At 74.1% G+C, this 15,119-nt stretch carries 14 protein-coding genes; 6 read left to right on the top strand and 8 right to left on the bottom strand.

All coding sequences use genetic code 11. The features are described 5' to 3' along the window. The first annotated feature begins 76 nt into the window (after positions 1 to 76). The 3 genes from ABZY31_RS07340 to ABZY31_RS07330 are packed head-to-tail and all read left to right on the top strand — an operon-like array spanning position 77 to position 3,848. Positions 77 to 1,366 (top strand): ATP-grasp domain-containing protein, encoded by a 1,290-nt coding sequence (locus ABZY31_RS07340; protein WP_356405766.1) that lies wholly within the window; start codon positions 77 to 79, stop codon positions 1,364 to 1,366. Beyond that, entirely contained in the window at positions 1,363 to 2,655 is a 1,293-nt protein-coding gene (locus tag ABZY31_RS07335; RefSeq protein WP_356405764.1) for an MFS transporter, read from the top strand. The genes ABZY31_RS07340 and ABZY31_RS07335 overlap by 4 nt, the downstream gene beginning before the upstream one ends. Beyond that, entirely contained in the window at positions 2,652 to 3,848 is a 1,197-nt protein-coding gene (locus ABZY31_RS07330) for an ATP-grasp domain-containing protein (protein WP_356405762.1), read from the top strand. Before ABZY31_RS07335 ends, ABZY31_RS07330 begins: the two co-directional genes overlap by 4 nt. A 58-nt stretch (positions 3,849 to 3,906) precedes the next feature. Here ABZY31_RS07330 and ABZY31_RS07325 read toward each other — a convergent pair whose 3' ends face one another. The 6 genes from ABZY31_RS07325 to ABZY31_RS07300 are packed head-to-tail and all read right to left on the bottom strand — an operon-like array spanning position 3,907 to position 9,429. Beyond that, complete coding sequence (locus ABZY31_RS07325; RefSeq protein WP_356405760.1) at positions 3,907 to 5,142, bottom strand: cytochrome P450; 1,236 nt, start codon at positions 5,140 to 5,142, stop codon at positions 3,907 to 3,909. Beyond that, positions 5,139 to 6,368 carry a cytochrome P450 gene (locus ABZY31_RS07320; RefSeq protein ID WP_356405758.1) on the bottom strand — a complete coding sequence of 410 codons (1,230 nt, stop codon included), beginning with the start codon at positions 6,366 to 6,368 and terminating at the stop codon, positions 5,139 to 5,141. Before ABZY31_RS07320 ends, ABZY31_RS07325 begins: the two co-directional genes overlap by 4 nt. Next, the gene (locus ABZY31_RS07315; protein ID WP_356405756.1) at positions 6,365 to 7,039 is read right to left on the bottom strand and encodes an ATP/GTP-binding protein; all 675 of its coding nucleotides are present in this window, start codon (positions 7,037 to 7,039) and stop codon (positions 6,365 to 6,367) included. The genes ABZY31_RS07320 and ABZY31_RS07315 overlap by 4 nt, the downstream gene beginning before the upstream one ends. 7 nt (positions 7,040 to 7,046) lie before the next feature. After that, on the bottom strand, positions 7,047 to 7,409 hold the full coding sequence (locus ABZY31_RS07310; RefSeq protein WP_356405754.1) for a DUF742 domain-containing protein: 363 nt from the start codon (positions 7,407 to 7,409) through the stop codon (positions 7,047 to 7,049). Then, complete coding sequence (locus ABZY31_RS07305; protein ID WP_356405752.1) at positions 7,406 to 7,807, bottom strand: roadblock/LC7 domain-containing protein; 402 nt, start codon at positions 7,805 to 7,807, stop codon at positions 7,406 to 7,408. Before ABZY31_RS07305 ends, ABZY31_RS07310 begins: the two co-directional genes overlap by 4 nt. Beyond that, on the bottom strand, positions 7,804 to 9,429 hold the full coding sequence (locus ABZY31_RS07300) for an ATP-binding protein (protein WP_356405750.1): 1,626 nt from the start codon (positions 9,427 to 9,429) through the stop codon (positions 7,804 to 7,806). The genes ABZY31_RS07305 and ABZY31_RS07300 overlap by 4 nt, the downstream gene beginning before the upstream one ends. A gap of 336 nt (positions 9,430 to 9,765) precedes the next feature. On the opposite strand from ABZY31_RS07300, the gene ABZY31_RS07295 reads away from it, so the two are divergent. Next, on the top strand, positions 9,766 to 10,371 hold the full coding sequence (locus tag ABZY31_RS07295; protein WP_356405748.1) for a disulfide bond formation protein DsbA: 606 nt from the start codon (positions 9,766 to 9,768) through the stop codon (positions 10,369 to 10,371). Here ABZY31_RS07295 and ABZY31_RS07290 read toward each other — a convergent pair. Next, on the bottom strand, positions 10,364 to 11,557 hold the full coding sequence (locus ABZY31_RS07290; protein WP_356405746.1) for an MFS transporter: 1,194 nt from the start codon (positions 11,555 to 11,557) through the stop codon (positions 10,364 to 10,366). The genes ABZY31_RS07295 and ABZY31_RS07290 overlap by 8 nt on opposite strands. 464 nt (positions 11,558 to 12,021) lie before the next feature. On the opposite strand from ABZY31_RS07290, the gene ABZY31_RS07285 reads away from it, so the two are divergent. Beyond that, positions 12,022 to 12,687: a molybdopterin-dependent oxidoreductase gene (locus tag ABZY31_RS07285; RefSeq protein ID WP_356405983.1), complete on the top strand. Its 666-nt coding sequence runs from the start codon at positions 12,022 to 12,024 to the stop codon at positions 12,685 to 12,687. Then, a complete protein-coding gene (locus ABZY31_RS07280; protein WP_356405744.1) occupies positions 12,671 to 13,345 on the top strand; it encodes a cytochrome b/b6 domain-containing protein in 675 nt (224 codons plus the stop codon). Before ABZY31_RS07285 ends, ABZY31_RS07280 begins: the two co-directional genes overlap by 17 nt. Positions 13,346 to 13,416: 71 nt before the next feature. On the opposite strand, the gene ABZY31_RS07275 is transcribed toward ABZY31_RS07280, so the two are convergent. Continuing rightward, a complete protein-coding gene (locus ABZY31_RS07275) occupies positions 13,417 to 14,955 on the bottom strand; it encodes a hypothetical protein (RefSeq protein ID WP_356405981.1) in 1,539 nt (512 codons plus the stop codon). Positions 14,956 to 15,119 lie beyond the last annotated feature (164 nt).

Raw genomic sequence — 15,119 nt, 5'->3', positions numbered from 1 at the left:
CGGGCACGAGTGCCGCGCACCCGCCCCGCTCCTGCTCCTCCCCGTCCCGCGCACTCCGTCACGCAGCGAGGCACCCATGACACTGCCCGATCCGTCCGGCCCGGCCGCCCTCACCCACGTCCTGGTGGGGTACAGCCCGGTGATGCTCGGCAAGCTGGACGCCCTGCTCCCCGAGAATTCCGTCCTGGTCGTGGAGGAGCCCGCCGTCATCGCCGCGCGCGGCATCGACGGCCTGCCCGCCGCGCACCGCTGCGTGGGGGCGCTGCTCGGCGCGCCCAGCCAGGACGAGGACAACCCGCACCGGATCGTCGCCGCGGTCCCCCGGCCGCCGAACGCCCGCGCGGTCGTCCCGGTCGTGGAGTACGGCGTGGTGGCCGCCGCGGCCCTCGCCGAGGCGTGGGGGCTGCCCGGCGCGGGTCCCAAGGCCGCGCGGATCCTGCGGGACAAGGCCCGGCTGCGGGCCGCGGTGGACGGTACGGACCTGGACCAGCCAGCCTGGCAGCGGGCCCGCGGCCCCGAGGACGTGAGCGCCTTCCGGGCCCGGTACGGCGGGGCGTGCGTGCTCAAACCCGCGGGCCGCCAGGCCAGTCTCGGCGTACGCCTGCTGGGACCGCACGACGACAGCGCCGCGGCCTGGGCGCACACCACGACCGCCGACGAGCCGTCGCTGCACGCCGGTTACCCGGACGCGGCGCGGTACCTGGTGGAACAGCGGCTGTACGGGCCGGAGGTGAGCGTCGAGGCGGTGGTCCACGAGGGCATCGTCGGCTTCACCAACATCACCGCCAAGCTGGTCCAGGACTCGGGCCACCCCGTCGAGACCGGGCACACCGTGCCCGCCGCGCTGCCCCACGCGCAGGCCGACGCGCTGCGCGGCGCTGTGGCGGTGCTCGTCTCGGCGACGGGGTTCCGCTCGGGCGTGCTGCACTCGGAGTGGATCCTCGACGACGGCCGCCCGCACCTGGTGGAGTGCGCGGCCCGGCTGCCCGGCGGCGGGATCACCGCGCTGATCGACCTCGCCTACGGGATGGACATCCTGGCCGCGCTGCTGGGCGTCCTGGACGGCGGCGCCGCGACACCGCAGCGCCCGCCGGTGCTCGGCGCGGCCGTACGGTTCCTGATCGCGCCGGTCGGCCCGGTGGAGGCGGTGGACGGCGCCGACGCCGCCCGGCGCGCCTTCGGGGTGGAGGAGGTGCACGTCGCGGTGGCCCCCGGCGACGTGGTCCGGGCCGTCACCAGTTCCTGGGAGCGGGCGGGATACGTCATCGCCACCGGGACGGACGCGGCGGCCGCGGCCCGCAACGCCGAGGACGCCGCCGCGCTGGTCTCGGTGCGCACGGCCGGCAGCGGCGGCGGTGCGCGATGAAGCGGATCTCGCTCACGGACTACGTGCCGGCCACGGCGGCCGGCCGGACCTTCGCCCTGACCTCGCTGATCAACGCGATCGGCACCGGCCTGTTCCTCGCCGGGTCGACGGTGTTCTTCATCCGCTCGGTCGGCCTCTCCTCCACCCAGATCGGCGCCGGACTGGCAGTGTCGGGGGTCGTGGGCTTCCTGGCCACCGTCCCGATCGGCGCGCTCAGCGACCGGATCGGGGCCCGGCGCACGCTGATCGCGCTCCAGGTGTGGCGGGCCCTGTGGTTCGTGGCGCTGGCGTACGTGCACGGTTTCGCCGGGTTCCTGGTGGTGTCGTCCTGCCTGGCGGCGGCGGAGGGCGCGACCCAGCCGATGACACAGGCGGTGGCCTCCGACACCACCGAGGAGTCGGACCGCACGCGGACCATGGCGATCGTCCGCACCGTGCGCAACATCGGCTTCTCGGTCGGCGCGCTGCTGGCGGCCCCGCTGCTCGCCGCCGACAGCACGTGGGCGTACCGGGGCATCGTCCTCGGCAACGCGGCGGCCTTCCTGGTCTCGGCGGTGATGCTGGCCCGGCTGCGGCTGGTGCGTTCCAGCGCGGCCGCCCGCAAGGTGGGTCCGCTCACGGCGATCCGGGGCTTCCGCGACGGGAGGTACCTGGGGCTGGCCGGGCTGGCCGGGGTGCTCAACCTGCACACGACGCTGCTGTCGGTGGGGCTGCCGCTGTGGGCGATGACGGCCACGGGGGTGCCCGCCGGGTTCGTGCCGGTGCTGATCCTCGTCAACACGGCGCTGTCGATCACGCTCCAGGTACCGGTGTCGCGCGGGGCGGAGCGGCCGGGCGGCGCGGCGCGGGCGCTGCGGCTCAGCGGCTTCGCGCTGGCCGCGTGCTGTGCGGCGCTGGCGGCGGCGCACGGCCCCTCGCCGCTGCTCGCGGGGGCGCTGCTGCTGCTCGCCTGCGTGGCGCTGACCTTCGGCGAGATGTGGCAGGCGGTGGGCGGCTGGGACCTCAGTTACGCGTTCGCGCCCGAGGACCGCCGCGGGATCTACCTGTCGGTGTTCAGCCTGGGCAACTCCGGGCAGCGGATCGTGGGTCCGGCGCTGGTGACCGGGGTGGTGATCGCGACGGGGGCGGTCGGATGGGCCGCGCTGGCCGTGGTGTTCTGCCTGGCCTCGGTCCTCGTACCGCCGGTGACCCGGGCCCTGGAGCGGCAGCGCGCGGAACAGGAACGGGAACGCGAACGAGCAGGGGAACCGGACGGGATGCGCGCAGCGAGCGAAGGGGCAGTGGCGTGAAGGATCTGCTGGTGGTCGGGGTGGGCACGATGGGACGCCCGTACGTCGAGGCGGCGAGGCGGCTCGGTCACCGGGTCCGCGCGGTGGAGAACGCGGCGCTCATGGGCGGCCGTGCGGCCGAGGAGGGCGTCACCTACTACCCGGTGTCGGGTTCGCTGGACGAGTCCTGGTTCGCCGGGGTCACGGCGGCGCTCGCGGACCGCGCCCCCGACGGGGTGCTCGCCTTCGCGGAGGCCAACGTGACGGCGGGCGCGCTGGCGCAGGAGCGGCTCGGGCTGCCCGGGCCGTCCCTGCACGCCGCGGTGATCTCCCGCAACAAGGCCCTCCAACGCACCGGGTTCGGGGCGTACGGGGTGGCGCAGCCCGCGTTCCTGCTGGCCCCCGACCTGCACGCGGCCCGGGAGTGGATGCTGGAGCGGCTGCCGGTGGTGGTCAAGCCGCTGTCCCTGGGCGGCAGCGAGGGCGTCGAACTGGTGACGAGCGCCGCGCAGGCCGAGGAGATCGTCGCGCGCCGGGGCGGCGAGGGGAAGATCCTGGTCGAGGCGGCCGTGAGCGGCCCGGAGTACAGCTGGGAGGCGCTCGTCCACGAGGGCGAGGTGCTCTTCGCCAATGTGACGGAGAAGGAGACCACCGCCCCGCCGTACTTCGTGGAGCTGTCGCACCGCTGCGGGTACGCCTTCGCGGATCCGCAGCTGGCGGCGCGGGTGGACGAGCTGACCGCGGGGGTGCTGCGGGGGCTGGGGATGCGGACCGGGCTGGTGCACCTGGAGTTCCGGGTGGGGCTGGAGGGTCCGGTGCTGATGGAGGTGGCCGTCCGTACCCCCGGGGACTTCCTCGCCGAGGCGGTGGGCCTGACGTACGGCTTCGACCTGCACGAGGCGGTGGTGCGGCTCGCGCTCGGGGAACCGCTCGGCGGTCCGCTGCCCGCGCTCCCGGTGGCCTACGCGGCGACGTACTTCCCCACCTGCGCCCCCGGCACGATCACGGCGGTCGACGGCCTGGCGGAGATCGCCGCGCACCCGGCGGTCGTCCGGGTCGGGCTGCGCAAGGGGGTGGGCGACGTGGTCGGCCCGCTCACGTCCTCGTCCCAGCGCCTGGGCCACATCCTGGTGAAGGCCGGCTCGCCCGCCGCGCGCGAGGACGCCCTGAAGTTCCTGGCGGAGCGGCTGCGGATCTCCGTACGGGCGCACTGAGCGGGTCCGCGTGGGCCCCGTGCGGGGCCCACGCGCCGGTTCGGACGGGGGTGACGGTTCAGCCCAGGACGACGGGCAGGTCGAACAGGTCGTTCTGGGTCACGATCGGCTTGTTGCGCAGCTCCTCGCGGCCCACGGCGAGGCGCAGTCCGGGGAAGCGCGCGTAGAGGGCCGGAAGGGCCACCGCCGCCTCCAGCCGGGACAGCGCGGCCCCGGGGCAGACGTGCGGACCGTGGCCGAAGGAGATGTGCCGGTTCGGGGTGCGGGTGACGTCGAAGGCGCCCGCCGTCCCGCCGTGCTGCGCCTCGTCGCGGCCGATGGCGCCGAAGGAGACGATCAGCCCCTCGCCCTTCGGCAGGACGCCGTCCCCGACCGGGACGTCCTCGGTGGCGAACCGGATGAGAACGTGCGAGGTCGGGGTCGACCAGCGCAGCGTCTCCTCGATGACGTTCTCCCACGGCACCTCGCCCTTGAGCACGAGGGCGCGCTGCTCCGGGTGGGTCTCCAGGGCGACGACCGCGTTGACGATCAGGCTGATGGTGGTCTCGTGACCGGCCGCGACCATCAGCTGGAGGGTGTTGGTGATCTCCTCGGTGGTGAGGTGGTCGCCGTTCTCGGAGGCGGCGATGAGCGCGCTCGTCAGGTCGTCGCCGGGGCTGCGCCTCTTGGCCTCCACGATCCGGCCGAACAGCGCGGCGAGGTCCGCCATCATCCGCGGGACGTCTTCGGGCCGGGTCTGCGTGGAGAAGAACTGGTCGAACAGCTCCTTCATCCGGGGGTGGTCGGCGGCGTCCACGCCCATCAGTTCGCTGATCACGTTCATCGGCAGCGGGTACGCGAAGTGTGCCTTGAGGTCGACGCTCTCCCCCGCGGGCAGCTCGGCGAGCCGGTCCAGCATCCCCTCGGTCAGCGCCTCGATGCCGGCCCGCAGCTTCTCCACCCGGCGGACGGTCAGCGCCTGCGCGACCAGGGTGCGCAGCCGGCGGTGCTCGTCGCCGTCGACGGTGAGCATCGAGCGCCCGGGGTTGGCGAGCCCGATCAGCGGCCAGTCCAGCGGTATCTCACCGCGCTGCCAGGCGCCCCACGCGTTGATGTCCTTGACGATCCGCGGGTCGGTCAGCAGCGCCCGGGCCTCGGCGTGGTGGGTGACGGCGTAGCAGGGCACCCCGCCCGGCAGGACGACGCGCACGAGCGGTCCGGCGGCGCGCAGGGCCTCGCTCTCGGCGTCGAGGTCGGCCACGAAGGGGTCCAGGCTGATGGCGGCGGCGCCGGAGTGGTCGATCGGGCACGTCATCTGGTGGCTCCAAGGGCGGGCGTAGGGGTGTAGGTGACGGGCAGTTCGGACAGGCCGCGCAGCCAGGGCGAGGGGCGGCGGGAGAGCGCGGAGGCGGGGACGGCGAGGTCCACGTCGGGGAGCCGGTCGAGGAGGACCTCGATCCCGGTCCGGGCGATGACCTCGGCGACCTCCTGCGCGGGGAAGGGGCAGCGGTGGTCGCCGTGCCCGAAGGAGAAGAAGGCGTTGTTGCCGCCGGTCAGGGCGCCCGCGTCGGTGCGCACGTGCGGGTCGGAGTTGGCGGCGGCCAGCCCCAGCAGGACGAGGTCGCCGCGGGCGATCCGGCGGCCGCCGAGGTTGGTGTCGCGGGAGGTCCAGCGGCCGGCCACGTTCTGCGTAGGGGTGTCCTCCCACAGCACCTCGTTCATGGCTTCGCCGACGCTGTGGCGGCCGCCCGCGAGGGAGGCGGCGAACCGGTCGTCGGTGAGCATGAGGCGCAGCGAGTTGCCGATCCAGTCGGCGGTGGGCTGGTGCCCGGCGGCCATCATGACCATGAGGTCCTGGGCGATCTCGTCCAGGGTGAAGCCGGAGCGGTTGCCGAGCATCCGGGAGGCGACGTCCTGGCCGGGCGCGGCCGATTTGGCGGCGAGCAGCGCGTACATGGACCCGCCGAGGTGCTGCTGGCCCGCCAGCGCGCCCTCGCGCCCGTTGATCATGTCGTTCATGGCCGTGACGAGGCCGGGGCCCTCTTCGTCCGGGAAGCCGTAGATGCGGGCGAGGACGCGCAGCGGCAGCAGCATGGCGTACTCGCCGACGATGTCGCAGCGGCCCTTGCCGCAGATGCCGTCGATCAGCTCGTCCGCGAACCGCTCGGCGTGGCCCTTGAGTTCGAAGGGGTCGATGGCCTCCAGCGCGTCGGTGATCACCGCCGCCCGCTCGCGGTGGCGTTCGCCGACGGTGTAGAGGATCGACGGCTGCTTGCGGCCGATCATCGGGAGCAGCGGCCAGTCGGCGGGGATCCGGTCCCACTGGTTCCAGAGGTCGGAGTCGCGGGAGAAGAGCACCGGATCGCTGGTGACCTGGTGCAGTTCGCGGTAGCCGAGGACCAGCCAGGCCGGTACGTCGCCGTCGAGGACGACCGGGGCGACGGCGCCGTGGTCGCGGCGCATCTCCCGGTACAGCTCGGTGGGGTCGGTCTGGAACCGCGGGCCGCCCAGGTACACGGGGCGGGGCTCGGGGGTGGTCACGGGGTGGGCTCCGGGGTCGTCGGCCGGTCGGCCGTCTGGACGTGCTGAAGGTGGTGGACGTGCTGGACGTGCCGCACGAGGGAGATGAGCACCTGCTTGCTGGACTCGCGGGAGCGCGCGTCGCAGAACACCAGCGGGACGTGCGGCGGCAGGTCGAGCGCGGCGCGGATCTGGTCCGGGGTGTGCGTGGGACCGCCGAAGTCGTTGCAGGCGACGACGAAGGGGGTGCCGTGGTGTTCGAGGCGGTCGATGGCGTACCAGGAGTCGGCGAGCCGCCGGGTGTCGACGAGGACGACCGCCCCGAGGGTGCCGGAGAACAGCCGGTCCCACAGGAACCAGAACCGCTCCTGGCCGGGGGCACCGAACAGGTAGAGCACGTTGCGGGCGTCGAGGGTGATGCGGCCGAAGTCGAAGGCGACGGTGGTGGAGGTCTTGGTGGCGACGCCGCCGGTGTCGTCGACGCCCTCGCCCGCCTTGGTCATCGTCTCCTCGGTGTTCAGCGGACGGATCTCGCTGACCGAGCGGACCATGGTGGTCTTGCCGACGCCGAACCCGCCCACGACGACGATCTTGAGACCGTTGTCCGCGGTGCTGCTGAGGGTCTGCCGGTCGGCGCGGGCGCCGTCCTGGACGGCGGCCCGGTCCGTCGGCTGGTCGATCGGCGGGTCCATCGGCCGATCAGAGATTGCGGAGTCCAACGAGCACCTGCTCCAGGATGTCGGGGTCGGGAAGGCTGTACGCCGAGTGCGCCGAACGCGGGTGGCGGGCGCTGATCCGGCCCGTGCCGAGCAGGTCGGCGAGCAGGATCCGCACGATGGAGACCGGCAGCGCCAGGTCGGCGGCGATCTCGACGACCGCCGTCGGGTACTGGCACATCCGAAGGATGGCCGCGTGTTCCGACTGCATGCCCACGACCGGATCGCATTCGGCGATGACCAGGGTCACGAGGTCGAAGGCGTCCGAGCCGGAGCGGCTGCGGCCGCCCGTGAGGGTGTAGAGCCGGTCCGGGGAGTCGTCCCGGCCCGGCCTGCTCCGGCTCATCCCCGGGGCCTGGCGATCAGGTGCTCACCGAGCTGTTCGACCAGTTCCGACATGTTGTGGCCGACGAGGCCCGCGTCCGCGTCCTCGGCGGCGACCAGCGCCAGGTGGGCGCCTTCGCCCGCCTCGACGATGAAGAGGATCCCGCCGTAGAACTCGGCCATGGCGGAGCGGACGCCGCCGCTGCCGTCGCCGAACTCGATGGAGGCCCCGTGCGACAGGCTCTGGATGCCGGCGGCTATCGCCGCGAGCTGGTCGGCCTGGTCGACGGACAGCTCCGGGGTGCGGCAGAGCTTGAGGCCGTCCCGGGAGAGCACGAGGGCGTGGCGGGCGCCGGGGGTGCGCTCCAGGAGCCCGTCGAGGAGCCAGCCGAGCGTCTCGTCGGTGGTGGTGCCGGTCATCGCGTGTTGCCTTCCGGGTACGGGGGGTTCGAGGGCGTCGTGGGCGGCGCGGCCGCGGCGCCGCGCACGGCCTGGCGGAAGCTGCCGAAGCGGGCGGCGGAGCGGGAGGCGTCCGCGGGGGCGGCGGTGCGCGCGGCCGCCTGGTCGGCGGCCCCGGCCCCCTCGGGGTGGGCAGCGGCCAGGGTGCGGCCGCGGCGGCGCTGCGGCAGTCCGCTCTCGCCGAGGGCGGGCTGCCCGCCGGTGTCCCCGGCGGTGGGCGCGGTGGCGGGGTGCGGGGTGGCGGGGCGGACGGCGGCGTGGTCTGCGTGCCCGGTGCCGTGCTCGGCGTCGGCGGGCGCGGTCCTGTGCCCCGCGTCGTCGGCGGCGTCGTTCCCGGCGCCGTTCCCGGCCGCCGGTTCGGCGTCCGGTTCCGGGCCGGCCGGGGTGGCGCGGGCCGGGTCGGCGGCGGCGAGCGCGTCGACGGGCAGGGGCGCCCCGTCCTCGGCCGCGGGGTTGGCGGAGGGGCCCCGGCTGATCAGCTCCTGAGGGAGCATCATCAGTGCGCCGGTGCCACCGCGCGCGGAGGGCCGGAAGGAGACGGTCAGCCCGTGCTTGCGCGCCAGTCGGCCGACCACGGCGAGGCCGAGCCGGGTACCGGAGAGCCCGGCCAGGTCCAGCGACTCGGCGGTGACGGCCTGTTCGGCGCGGCGCAGCTGCACCTCGCTCATCACGAGGCCGCTGTCCTCGACGGTGATGATGATCCCGGCCGGCACCTCCTCCACGTACACGTGGACCTCGGCGGTCGGCGGCGAGAAGTTCGCGGCGTTGTCGAGCAGTTCGGCGAGCGCGTGCATGACGCCCTCGGCGGCGTGCCCGGCGATCGCGGCGTCGCTGGTGGAGTGCAGCCGCACCCGCTGGTAGCCGCCGATCCGGCCCATGGCGCCGCGCAGGATGGATTCCATGACGATGGGCTTGGCCCACCGGCGGCCCGACCGGGCGCCGGTGAGCACCGCGATGGAGTCGGCCAGGCGGCCCGCCTGCGCGGTGCGGTGGTCGAGGTGCAGCAGGTCACCGAGGACGTCCTCGTCGGCGTGCCGGTGCTCCATCTCCCGCAGGTCGGCGAGCATTCCGGTGGCCAGCGCCTGCATGCGGCCGGCCGCGTTGGCGGCGGCGGCCATGGCCGCGGCCCGGCCGGACTCGGCGCGGCGCAGCTGGTCGCCGAGGTGTTCGCGGGCGCTGAGGTGAGAGGCCGTCAGCCTGTCGGCCTCGGCGGCCCCGGCCCGGGCGAAGTGTTCCAGCTCGGCGGTGTGCTCGGCGATGAGCCGCTGCCGCTCCGCGGTGCGGGCGGCCGCGTCGCGGGCCCCCTGGGCGGTGAGCCGGGATATCTCGGCGTCCCGGGCGGCGACCTCACCGGCGAGGCCGGCGGCCCGGGCGCGCAGCAGCCGGGCCGAGCGCGTCGTCCAGGTGACCGTGAAGGCCGCGATCCCGAGCAGCAGGACGCCCGAGACGGAGAACCATGCGAGGGGGGTTCGGACGGTCGACGGGGCCGCGGCCACCGCCGCCGTGCAGAGCGCACCGGCGACCGCTGCGGTCAGCAGCAGGGCCAGCGCGGAGGGGCGAAGGGGGGAGGGCGACGCCGTCATCAATCAAAGCCTCAAACCGGGCGGAAATGGAAGAGAGGGTTCCTGTGGCAACGAGACGCAACTATAGGAGAGTTGCTGATCGAAAGAGAAAGCTCTTGGCGAAGTTTGCCTGGTACCAAGGTCAATTCATCCCGATCTAGCGCACTTTGTCGGTGGATTTCTGTGCACCGCCCGCGTCAAAACGTGCCCCGCCGGAGTACCCCGCGGGCCGGGGCCGGAGCACGCGGGAGGAAGGCCATCCGGGTCACGGCGCCCCCGTCCGCGCCGCATTGGCCCACTTCCCCGGCGGCAGAATGGCCCTTCTGGACGGGACACCGGCCTTCTAGTCTCGGACGGGTGACCAACAAAGTCGATTTCTACTTCGATCCCATCTGCCCCTTCGCCTGGATCACCTCCCGCTGGATCCTGGAGGTGGAGAAGCAGCGCGACCTGGACCTCACGTTCCGTGTCATGAGCCTGTCGGTGCTCAACGAGGGCAAGGAAGACCTGCCCGAGCGCTACCGCAGGCTGCTGGAGACCGGCTGGGGTCCCGTGCGGGTCTGCATCGCCGCCGCCCAGGAGCACGGCGAAAGCGTCCTGCGCGACCTCTACACCGCCCTCGGCACCCGGTTGCACAACGAGGACCGCTCGGCCACGGACGAGCTGATCCGCGAGGCGCTGGCCGAAGCCGGTCTGCCGGCCGAGCTGGCCGATGCCGCCGGGCGCACCGAATACGACGACGCCCTGCGCAAGAGCCACCACGAGGGCATGGACCCGGTCGGCGAGGAGGTCGGCACCCCGACGATCCACATCGACGGCACCGCCTTCTTCGGTCCGGTCCTCACCTCCATCCCGCGCGGCGAGGACGCCGTACGGGTCTTCGACGGGGTCCGGCTGCTCGCCGGGTACTCCGATTTCTTCGAGCTCAAGCGCACCCGGACCGGCGGCCTCGACTTCAGCTGAGGCCGGGCCGGTGGCGGTCACCGCGGCGGCGGCCCGCCGCCGCCGTGAGCGCGACGCAGACCGTGAAGACCAGGCCCGCGCCGCGCAGGCCCAACCACAGGGTGAGCGCACCCACGCCCACCACCGGCAGCGAGATCCCGCAGTAGGCGATGACGAACAGCGCGGAGATCGTGGCCCCCCGCTGCTCCGCGGGGGCCGCGGCCGATACGGTCGCCACCGCCGCCCGGAAGGCCATGCCCTGGCCGAACCCCGCGACGGCCCCGCCCGCGACCAGCAGCGGCAGCGATTCCACGGCCAGCGAGGCGGCGACCAGTGCCAGACCGGCCACCAGCACCGCCCGTCCGCGCGGCAGCGCGCGGTCCGCGTCCAGCCGGCCCCCGGCCAGCTGCCCGAGGGTGGAGGCGAGGAACACCGAGAAGACCAGGGCGCCCGCGACCGCGTGGTTCGTGACCTCCAGCGTCTGCGCGACGAAGGTGGGCGCCACCGCCGTGAACAGACCCAGCAGCGCGAAGCCCGCGAACGCGGCCGGAGCGCAGAGCGCGAACGCCGCCCGCGCGCCCGGCGGCACGCGGACGCCCTGCGGCCGGGGCCGGGCCCACCGCCGGGGCCGCTCCACCGTCTCCGGCAGCAGCAGCACGACGGCCGTGGCGGGCACCAGCAGCGCGAGGTGCACGAGGAAGGGCAGCGCGAGCGGGTACGGCGCGTACTGGGCGAGCAGCCCCGCGAGCAGCGGTCCGCAGCCCAGGCCGCCCATGTTGGCGGCGGTGGCGGCGAAGGCGGCCCGGGCCCGGCGCTCGGGCGGGGCGAGTTCGATGACCGCGGCGGTCCCGGTGCCGCTGAGCAGCCCGGCGGCGAAGCCGGACAGCAGCCGCCCGGCGAAGAGCAGCGGCAGCCCGTGCTCGGCCAGGAAGCAGAGGGCGCTGAGCACGGACAGTACGATCGCCGCCAGCAGGACGGGCCGCCGTCCGACCCGATCGGAATAGTTCCCCGCGAGCAGCAGGACGGCCAGCACACCGACCGCGTAGACGGCGAAGACGACGGTCACCATGAAGGTGGAGAAGCCGATCTCCTCGCGGTACAGCCCGTAGAGCGGGGTCGGCAGGGTGGTGCCCATCATGCCGACCGCGAAGACGGCCGCGGCGGCGAGGTAACCCGGTCTGCGGCGCGGCGCGGCGGTGATCACCATCGCATCGTACGAGCGGACCCGCCGCCCCGCCCGGCGGCGCGGCCGGGCCCCGCGCGCCCTGCCGGGGCCCCGGCCGGCCGCGCCGCGCCACCCCCTCGTCCAGGCGGTACGCACTGATCGTCAACGAACGCCGCACCCGGTGCACAGCGGCCGGAGCCCGCCCCGTCCTAGGCTCGGGGAGCGGAGTGCGTGAGCGGGTGGTGTTGGCATCGGGGGACGCAACACCACCCGTCGCGCACCTCGGCTCCGCCGCCCGGGCTCGCCAGGTATCTCAACAGGTATGACGGAATCCTGACGGCGGGCCGCCGGCCCTGGTGCCGGGGCGCGCACGGTGGTCGAATCGACGGGTGAGCACAGAACAGCACGCACCGGACCCCGGGCATGCGGACCCCGGGCACGCGCCGGACGGGCCCCCGGATCCGGACGGCCGGGGCGCCCCCGTCGGCCGCCGCCTGGTCCTGGGCATGGTCGGCCTGGGCGCCGTGGGGCTGGCCGCCGCTCCCGTACTGCAGCGCGGCTTCGAATCGGTCCTTGGGGCCACCGCCGACAAGGACCCCACGGGGCTGACCTCGCTGCTGCCCAACGGCGGCGGGTTCCGCTACTACTCGGTGGCCTCCTCCGTGCCCCGGCGCGGGCCCGAGGACTACCGGCTCACCGTCGACGGCCTGGTCGAGCGCCCGGCCACGTACACCCTGGACGCCCTCGGGCGGCTGCCGCAGACGCGGGTGGTGCGGGACGTCCAGTGCGTGACCGGCTGGCGGGTCCCCGACACCCCCTTCGAAGGGGTGCCGCTGCGCCTGCTGCTGGACGCGGTTGGGGTCGGCCCGCAGGCCCGGGCCATCCGGTTCACCTGCTTCGACGGCACCTACACCGAGAGCCTGACCCTTCCGCAGGCCCGGCGGGATGACGTGCTGGTGGCCCTGCGCATGCAGGACCAGCCGCTCGGTCACAGCCACGGCGGTCCGGTCCGGCTGTACGCGGCCCCCATGTACTTCTACAAGTCGGCGAAGTGGCTTTCCGGCATCACCCTGACCCGGGACGTCGAACCCGGGTACTGGGAGCGCCTGGGCTACGACGTCGACGCCTGGGTCGGCAAGTCGAACGGACGCGACGATGCGCCCACCGTCTGAGCCCGCGCCCCGGCCGTCCGAGCCCGCGGCCCCGCGGTCCGGGTCCGCGGCGGCGGCCACCGGGCGGGTGCGCCGGTTCAGCCGCTCTCAGCGCTGGGTGCACCGCTCCACGGCGGCCCTCATGGGCGTGTGCGTGGCCTCGGCCGCCTGCCTCTACCTCTCGCCGCTCGCCGAACTGGTCGGGCGCCGCCACCTCGTCGTCACCGTGCACGAGTGGTCCGGGCTGCTGCTCCCGGCGCCGTTCCTGCTGGGCCTGGCCTCGCGGACCTTCCGCGGGGACCTGCGCCGCCTGAACCGGTTCGGGCCGCACGACGGGACGTGGCTGCGGTCCGCCCTGCGCCGGGACCGGCTGGGCCCCCGTCCCGCGGGGAAGTTCAACGCCGGGCAGAAGGTGTACGCGAACTGGCTGGCCGGCGCCGTCCTGGTGATGCTGGGGACCGGGCTGCTGATGTGGGTGACGGGCTTCGCGCCGCTGCGCTGGCGGACGGCGGCCACCTTCGTCCACGACTGGCTGGCCCTGACCCTGGGCGTGGTGCTCGCCGGGCACGTCGGCAAGGCGCTGGCCGATCCGGAGTCCCGGCGCGGCATGCGCACCGGCTCCGTGGACCGGGCGTGGGCCGAGCGGGAGCACCCGCTGTGGCGGACCCGGGAGAAGTAGCGGTCCCCGGCGGGGCGGCCCGGCGCGGGTCGCCCCGCCGGGCCGCCCCGGAGCGCCGGGGGGCCGCAGGCTCAGTCGGCGTCCCGTACGGCCACGATGCCGTTGAAGACGCCGACGTACGCCGTTCCGTCGGGGCCGAGGGTGATCGGCGCCCAGTTGTTGTCGTACAGCGGCCCGGTGCCGGTCAGCCGGCGCCAGCGGCGCTCGCCGGTGCGGAAGTCGACCGCGCTGAGGTACCAGGCGTCGATCCCCCAGACATTGGGCTCCTTCTCGTAGAAGTAGAGCAGCCCGTTGGCCGTGGAGAGCTTGGGCACGGTCGAGGGCGAGCGGATCCCGCTCTCCCACACCGTGTCGCAGCCGCTGCCGTCGGCCCGGACGTCGATCCGGCTGACGCCGCCGACCACGCTCTTCCCGAACAGCAGGGTGGTGAGGTTCTCGTAGCCGTAGTTGTTCTCGACGACGAGGCTGTTGCCCCAGCTGATCAGGGAGTTGTCGGTGGTGGAGGCGCCGGAGCGGAAGACCGGGACCTTGCACACCAGGCGCCGGTCCGCGGGGACGTCGGCGCCGCGCCGGTAGACGAGGACGTTCATCCGGTCGTCGGCGTTGTCGGTGATGGCGACGTAGCCGTCGCCGAAGAGGTCCGGGGTGGTGCCCGAACCCTGGTTCACGGAGCCGGGTTTGGCTCCCGTTCCGCGGTCGTAGGTCTGGCGCCACTGCACCTGCGGGGTGCCGTCGGCCGCGGCGCGGAAGCCGTAGAGCGCGTGGTCGGAGACGATGGACACGCCGTCCTCGGCGACGGAGAAGGAGTTCTGGATCTCCTCGCCGTCCAGCCGGATCGAGCGCAGGGCGCCGGTCGCCGGATCCACGGTGCCGACCCGGCCCTGCCGGGTGACCCACCAGATGCGGCCGTCCCAGTCGGGCATGACCGAGGTGAGCGGATCGCAGGCCCCGCTGGGCCACAGGTCGGTCCAGCTGACGCAGTCGTGCGGGACCTGGCCGGTGAGGTCCCAGTCGTCGGCGACGGAGAAGGTCCAGGTGCCGTCGGGGCGCTGGGTGTGCGCGAGGCGAAGGATGTGCCGGCGGGAGTCGGCCAGCACGGCCCGGTCCTGGTCGTCCAGGTAGAAGTACGCGCCGCCCGAGGTGTCCTTGACGATCTTCGAGAAGTCGAGCGAGGTGATCGCCTCGACGGTCGAGGAACGCTGCGGGAGCTGGTACTCCGCGAGCGTGGCGAGGGAACGGGGGTCGAGCAGCTTGACCTTGAAGCCGGAGAAGGTGCCGCAGACGGTGACCAGGCGGCCGCCCGCGTCGAAGGTGACGGTGGCGCACTCGCCGCCAAGGGCGGCGATCTTCTCGCTGCCGACCCCGGGATTCCTGCCGAGGGGGCCTGACCAGGGGTAGGTGGCGCTGCCCGCCGCGTCGGCGTGCATACCGCTGCGGCCGTTGGGGGCGAGGAACGGGTGCTGCGGCGGGGCTCCGCCGGGCACGGGGACGGCGGCCGCGGGGCTGCCGTCGTACTGGCTGACCAGGCGGTGGCCGGGCGCCTGGGGTATCGCGTCCGCCCGCGCCGGGGAGATCCCGTACATCGCCACGGCGACGGCCACGGCCGGCATCACGGCGCAGTGCAGCGCTCTTCGGAGCATCCGGGTGCCTCCTTCCTCTTCCGTCCTGTTGACGGTTCGTCTGACATCGCGCCGCGGCCAGACGCTAGGGCGGAGCACCCGAGGAGTCCATGCCGGGGCGCGATGATTCACGAAGGCGCAACAGTCGTCCGGGC

Source organism: Streptomyces sp. NPDC006529 (assembly GCF_040611795.1).
GTDB lineage: Bacteria > Actinomycetota > Actinomycetes > Streptomycetales > Streptomycetaceae > Streptomyces.
The sequence above is the reverse complement of the archived record's forward strand: the minus strand, read 5'-3'. Positions and strand labels throughout refer to the sequence as shown.

What these genes read in the sequence shown, in the direction of transcription:
- ABZY31_RS07340 (WP_356405766.1), top strand. Translation starts at nt 77, where the DNA reads ATGACACTGCCCGATCCGTCCGGCCCGGCCGCCCTCACCCACGTCCTG.
- ABZY31_RS07335 (WP_356405764.1), top strand. Translation starts at nt 1,363, where the DNA reads ATGAAGCGGATCTCGCTCACGGACTACGTGCCGGCCACGGCGGCCGGC.
- ABZY31_RS07325 (WP_356405760.1), bottom strand. Translation starts at nt 5,142, where the DNA reads ATGACGTGCCCGATCGACCACTCCGGCGCCGCCGCCATCAGCCTGGAC.
- ABZY31_RS07315 (WP_356405756.1), bottom strand. Translation starts at nt 7,039, where the DNA reads ATGGACCCGCCGATCGACCAGCCGACGGACCGGGCCGCCGTCCAGGAC.
- ABZY31_RS07310 (WP_356405754.1), bottom strand. Translation starts at nt 7,409, where the DNA reads ATGAGCCGGAGCAGGCCGGGCCGGGACGACTCCCCGGACCGGCTCTAC.
- ABZY31_RS07305 (WP_356405752.1), bottom strand. Translation starts at nt 7,807, where the DNA reads ATGACCGGCACCACCACCGACGAGACGCTCGGCTGGCTCCTCGACGGG.
- ABZY31_RS07300 (WP_356405750.1), bottom strand. Translation starts at nt 9,429, where the DNA reads ATGACGGCGTCGCCCTCCCCCCTTCGCCCCTCCGCGCTGGCCCTGCTG.
- ABZY31_RS07290 (WP_356405746.1), bottom strand. Translation starts at nt 11,557, where the DNA reads ATGGTGATCACCGCCGCGCCGCGCCGCAGACCGGGTTACCTCGCCGCC.
- ABZY31_RS07285 (WP_356405983.1), top strand. Translation starts at nt 12,022, where the DNA reads ATGGTCGGCCTGGGCGCCGTGGGGCTGGCCGCCGCTCCCGTACTGCAG.
- ABZY31_RS07280 (WP_356405744.1), top strand. Translation starts at nt 12,671, where the DNA reads ATGCGCCCACCGTCTGAGCCCGCGCCCCGGCCGTCCGAGCCCGCGGCC.
- ABZY31_RS07275 (WP_356405981.1), bottom strand. Translation starts at nt 14,955, where the DNA reads ATGCCGGCCGTGGCCGTCGCCGTGGCGATGTACGGGATCTCCCCGGCG.